This window comes from Bacteroidota bacterium, from assembly GCA_034723125.1.
Taxonomy (GTDB): Bacteria; Bacteroidota; Bacteroidia; order CAILMK01; family JAAYUY01; genus JAYEOP01.
In genome coordinates, this window is sequence record JAYEOP010000033.1 from 1 (window position 1) to 5836 (window position 5836).

4 protein-coding genes are annotated in these 5836 nt (G+C 33.5%); all 4 read right to left on the bottom strand.

Going from position 1 to position 5836, the window contains the following annotated elements; translation table 11 throughout:
- The coding region (locus U9R42_01260) for an AGE family epimerase/isomerase (protein MEA3494642.1) at positions 1–710 on the bottom strand (710 nt) is incomplete at its 3' end.
- A 589-nt stretch (positions 711–1299) separates the two neighbouring features.
- A complete protein-coding gene (locus U9R42_01265) occupies positions 1300–1674 on the bottom strand; it encodes a GxxExxY protein (protein MEA3494643.1) in 375 nt (124 codons plus the stop codon).
- A gap of 221 nt (positions 1675–1895) precedes the next feature.
- Positions 1896–4094 (bottom strand): right-handed parallel beta-helix repeat-containing protein, encoded by a 2199-nt coding sequence (locus U9R42_01270; GenBank protein ID MEA3494644.1) that lies wholly within the window; start codon positions 4092–4094, stop codon positions 1896–1898.
- Between the two features lie 240 nt (positions 4095–4334).
- Positions 4335–5726: an ATP-binding protein gene (locus U9R42_01275; protein ID MEA3494645.1), complete on the bottom strand. Its 1392-nt coding sequence runs from the start codon at positions 5724–5726 to the stop codon at positions 4335–4337.
- Positions 5727–5836 lie beyond the last annotated feature (110 nt).

Here is a 5836-nt window from a genome sequence, read left to right on the forward strand (position 1 = left end):
CTTGTGGCAAGATACAGATAAAGCATATAGCTGGAAACGGGAACAACTGCTGATGAGAAATTTTTACCATAAGATTTTACACTTAAATCCCTGTTTAAAACATCAAAGAATCCACCATTTATAGTGTCTTGTCTTTTTGTCTCTGCAATTTCGTTTGATTTTTCAATATATTCAAGTACATTTTTATCATGAGTAACCAAATAATACAATGATAATCCTGTATTTGTATAAAATTGCACAAAGGTATTTTTTGTGGAATCGAGCGAATTTCCCTGTTTGTCGAGACGATTATACCATCCGCCATATTCTTTGTCCCACGCATGTTCCAAAAGAAAATCAACAGCATCGGAAGCAATTTTCAAATATTTTTCTTCACCTGTAAAAAGATAAGCAACAGAAAAACCAAAAACATTTCTTGAAATCATGCTCGGATGTTTCTCTGTTCCTTTAATTTGGTTCCAGCTTCTGTCGAGATTAGTGATAAAAGCACCGTCAACAGTATCAAGGGAATGTTTTGCCCAGTATGGCATAATATCAGTCAATGCCTGATTTTTCCAGAAATTTCCTTCAAAGACATTTGTGTCGGCAGCAATGGTTTTTTCATCATCAGTGCTTTCCTGATTTTTTGGATTTGAGCATCCTGATAAAATAAAGCAAGCCATTACGGCAAACGAAAAGAATATTTTTGATTTTCTGATATAATTTTTCATTTTTATAGAACGCGGATAACACGGATTTCGCGGATTTTCGCGGATTTTATTATTAGTTATTTTTGAATGTATCATTTTTATTTCTCCTTATTTTTAGTAAATTAATTTTTTATCTGTGCAAATCAGCGTTATCTGCGTCATCTGTGTTCCAATAGAACGCGGATAGCACGGATTACGCGGATTTTCGCAGATATTATTTTTTGTCATTTTTGAATGTATCATTTTCATTTTTTTTATCCGTGCAAATCCGTGTAATCTGCGTCATCTGTGTTCCAATAGAACGCGGATAACACGGATTTCGCGGATTTTCGCTGATTTATATCTTTTGTTATTTTTGAATGTGTCATTTTCATTTCTTCTTATTTTTAGTAAATTAATTTTTTATCTGTGCAAATCCGTGTAATCTGCGTCATCTGTGTTCCAATAGAACGCGGATAGCACGGATTTCGCGGATTTTCGCAGATATTATTTTTTGTCATTTTTGAATGTATCATTTTCATTTTTTTTATCCGTGCAAATCCGTGTAATCTGCGTCATCTGTGTTCCAATAGAACGCGGATAACACGGATTTCGCGGATTTCTGCAGATTTTACTTTTTGTCATTTGAAAATATTTTTCTTTTGAATTCAGCTTTTTTTCCAAAATTAAGTAACAATCCTACTTCTATATCAGTAGCTTTTAAGTAATTTATTAATTGGGCTTCATGTTCTTCACAAAGACTTTTAGCAGCCTTTAGCTCAACAATAACAGAGTTATCAACTAATAAATCTGCATAATAATTTCCAACTTCTTCATTTTTGTAATAAACCTTGATTCTTTTTTGTTGCGACACCAAAAGTCCCATTTTACGCAATTCAATTATCATAGCATTTTCATATACTTTTTCCAGAAAACCATAGCCAAGTGTATTGTTAACTTTATAAAACGCTTTTATTATTTTTTCAGTTATTTGTGAATGTTTCATTTTTATTTCTCCTTATTTTTAGTAAATTAATTTTTTATCTGTGCAAATCCGTGTAATCTGCGTCATCTGCGTTCCAATAGAACGCGGATAACACGGATTACGCGGATTTTCGCGGATTTTACTTTTTGTTATTTTTGAATGTGTCATTTTTATTTCTTTTTTTATTTATCCGTGCAAATCTGTGTAATCAGCGTCATCTGTGTTCCATTGTTATCTGTGTTCTATTTCATAGTCATCTGTGTTCTATACTCATCATTGTACAATCCAATTTTCTCAATCGGTATTTTTTTAAACCCGAGTTTGTAAGCAGGGGAATTATCATTCAACTGGAATTTTTCTTTTGTAATATTTTCAAAACCGGGATTTTCTTTTAAAAATTTATTTCCTTTCATGATTTCCATTGTCCCGACATGACCATATTTAAAAATTTGAAAATTATCCGATTGGTCAGTTTCTTCGCTTTCTCTCAATATTATTGTATCGCCAATTAAATTATCCTTTACTTCAACTATTTCAAAATTAACACCATCATACAAATCAATAAATCTTCCACCAAAAGAAACGTTACGAACAACTTTATTGTTTTTCGGCACTGCCGGGTCATCATCATAAAGGGTTAACAATTCGGGATATTTTTCGCTGTAAGGTGGTTGGCAATAATTTACCGCATCCATTCCATCGAATAGCGTACTGACATGAATTTTACTTGATTTATCAAAAAAATATTTTGCCCAGCTTAAACCACGGGCATCAACCTGAACAGAAGGTTCACATTCTACAAAAATATTGTTTTCAATAACATTATCTCTTCCGCCACCAATGAATGTAGCTCTTCCTGCTTTGTAAAAAACGTTACCAAATATTGTTGTTCCACTTGTAAAATCATCAAGATAAACCGCACGAACGCCATGTAGTCCAGGCCCAAAAAGGTGATGGAAATAATTGTAGCGAATTATATTGCCACGGCAAGTCCAGTTTCTTCCGATATAAAATGCACCTACATCACCGGTTTCTTTGGCAATATCATGAACTTCATTAAATTCGAGGATGTGTTCGTTTCCACTAAAAAGCACACCGGCATGAGGCGAATCATGAATATAGTTATGAGATAAGCGATTGCCCACTCCGTTCATACTAATTGCCGGACTGTAAGTCCTGAAAACTCTTCCGAAATTGTGGATATGATTGTTTTCAGCATAATTGTTTGCCGGTGTCAACGTTTTACGGTCGCCACCGGTCAGTTTAATTCCGCTACCGGCAATTCCGTAAATATCGCAACTTAAAATTCCATTGTTTTTGCCACCATTAATAATAACAGCTACATTACCGAGATTACGAAAAACACAACCGGCAATTTTATTGTTATTACCGCCAATAATTTTGACTGCTGTGGTTCGTGAACATTCAAAGGTAATGCCTTCAATATTAATGTATGAAGTGTTTTCTAAAACAAAAAAAGGTTCTTTCATGATAGAAACTGTAACTTCTGCTTTATTAATATTTTCAGGTGGCCAAAAATATATTTCTCCTGTTTTTCGATTTATGTAATATTCTCCGGGAGAATCCAACTCTTCGAGAACATTTAAAAAATAGAACCGTTGTGCTTTAGTGTAACCTGTACCATTGTATGGAGCTGCCGGATAGATTTCTTTTTTGATAACATCAATTTTTTCTATTTTATTATAAGTCTCCGACCAATCCCACGACCAATATCCATGCATCCAAATATCATCTGCTTTATGCCAATGTTCCGGTCGTTCATTTTCGTACTTAAACCTGCCATAATGCTTTCCAACCGGAATGTCAAAACGTATATGAGGCACATTTCCTTTATAAATCAGTTTTTCTCCGAATTGTGGCACATCAGTAATTTCTAACCAACCTTTGTTTGGATAACGGGCGAGTGTCATTGCTTCATTATAAAAAAACAATTCCATTGCCAGCGGTTTATGCCGATTAAAAGTTAACTCTTTCGGTATTAATCCCGCATGTGCGAGATCACAAACCAGTATTGAATCATGGTAAATTTTTTCAATTCGTTTTAAAACATCGGCATCTTTGATTTTTTTAAACCCTGATATTGTTTTCCCACCTGAAAAAATTACTTTTTCATCATTGTAGGAACACCAGGTAATTGGAGCATTTTTTTCTCCCGAGTCTTTTGTGGTAAATTTGATTGTTTTTGATATTGAATAATTTCCTTCACGTACATAAACTGTTACTCCATCGGCAGGAAAATTATCTGTCTTTTTTAATTCACGAATTGTTTCCTGTGCTTTTTGGAAAGTCGCAAACGGACCATCAGTTTTATTTTTGTTTGGTTCGGCTAATTTCCCTGACCAATTATCATTTCCAGATGGGGAGATAAATAAAGCATTATTTTCTATCTTTTCGGTTGAGCATCCATAAAGTAAAAGCAAAATAAACACAGTTTTCGATAGAACGCGGATAACACGGATTGAGCGGATTATCGCGGATTTTATTTTTATATTTTTAAAATGTATCATTCTTATTTTTCCTTATTATTTTTGATTTATATTTTTTTATCTTCCGAAAAGACGGGGCAGGCTGTGTAAATCAGCGTTATCCGCGTAATCTACGTTCTATCATCATCTGTGTTCCATTATTTCAAATAATTAAATACACCGAAGGTTTCAATACTATTTCTTAGTAATTGCTTTCCAATACCCACCCTTGTCGGGACCTATTCTTTCAATAAATCCTTTACTTTTTAATTTATCAATATTTTTACGAATATTTCTCTCATTTATCTCAACGATTGACGATAATTCACGAGTAGTTACTTTAGGATTTTCAAAAATTATTTCAAAAATCCTTTTTTCATTTATAGATAATAGTTTTTCTAGGTCTTTTTCTAGGTCTTTTTCTAGGTCTTTTTCTAGGTCTTTTTCCGATTTTTCTCTCATAACTTCCCATGGTTTCTTATTAGGATGTTTTGTAAAAATAACAGCTATTCCGCCCCATTTACCTTCAAAAACAGGTTCCGGCAAACCTGCTTGCGTACAGTATTCTACAATATTTACTGTTCCACGTCCCCATGTTTCAATATATCCGGCTCTAAAAAATGCCTTGGCAATATCCGGGTTTGCCGGCTCAGAAGTATGTTTTATTTTTAAAGTTTCCATAGTCCAACCCCTTGGCAAATCACCATTATTATAAATCATTAACCAATCTTCATACACGCTTATTTGTATGGGGTTAGCACTTGAATAATCTTTATGTATCAAAGCGTTTAATAATGCTTCTCGCATAGCTTTTTCAGGAAAATTGTAAGTTTCTACACGGGTTAGTCCTTCGTAAGTTATATGTGCTTTCATATATTTGGTTAAAAGCAAATCCATAGTTTTTTCCACTTGTGTAAAAAGACTTCCATGAATTTCGTCCTGATACAATAAATCGGTATGGGTTCTAAAAAAACCGATTTTCACATAAGCTCCTGTTATCAATTTTTCCGGATTTTTGCCAAAAGCAATAACGGCAGCTCTTTTTAGTTCAGTATCAGAAATTAAGCCCAACGATTTTAGAAGATTTACGTTGGTGTCATTCAAATCTTCATCAGGAACTCTTTTGCTTTTTCTGGCTTTTTTACGAAAAATTTCAAAAGCTTCGTCCGACAAATCGTCAAAACTAAAACCGTGGGCTATAATGCCATCCCATTTATTACCCATTTTTTTCAATAAAAATTTTTCTAATGCAGGTCCTTTTAAATCCTGAATAGTACTGCCGGAACGATAGTAAAAATGTCCTTTATATGAAATAGGGGTTGAATACGGTTCAATAATTATTTCAATAAAATGCTTATTTTCTTCTGAACGCAAATTTACTTCTATCATTATGCCCAGAATGTCGCGTATTTTATTGGGTAAATCTTCCAATAATTTTTGGTGGTTCTTAATGCCAATTACCATTCCATTATCATCAACGCCAATATACATAGTACCGCCTTCGGCATTGGCAAAACCACAAATCCATTTTAAGTATTCATCTTTCCAAATACTTTTCCATTCGATATTTTGGTTTTCGTTTTTCATTTATTTATCTTTAATCAAATAGAACACGGATAACACGGATTACGCGGGTTTTCGCTGATTTTATTATTAGTTATTGTTGAATGTATCATTTTTATTCTGTTTTTTTATCC

Excerpts from the sequence above, each read along its gene's own strand:
- U9R42_01265 (MEA3494643.1), bottom strand. The coding sequence starts at position 1,674 with ATGAAACATTCACAAATAACTGAAAAAATAATAAAAGCGTTTTATAAA.
- U9R42_01275 (MEA3494645.1), bottom strand. The coding sequence starts at position 5,726 with ATGAAAAACGAAAACCAAAATATCGAATGGAAAAGTATTTGGAAAGAT.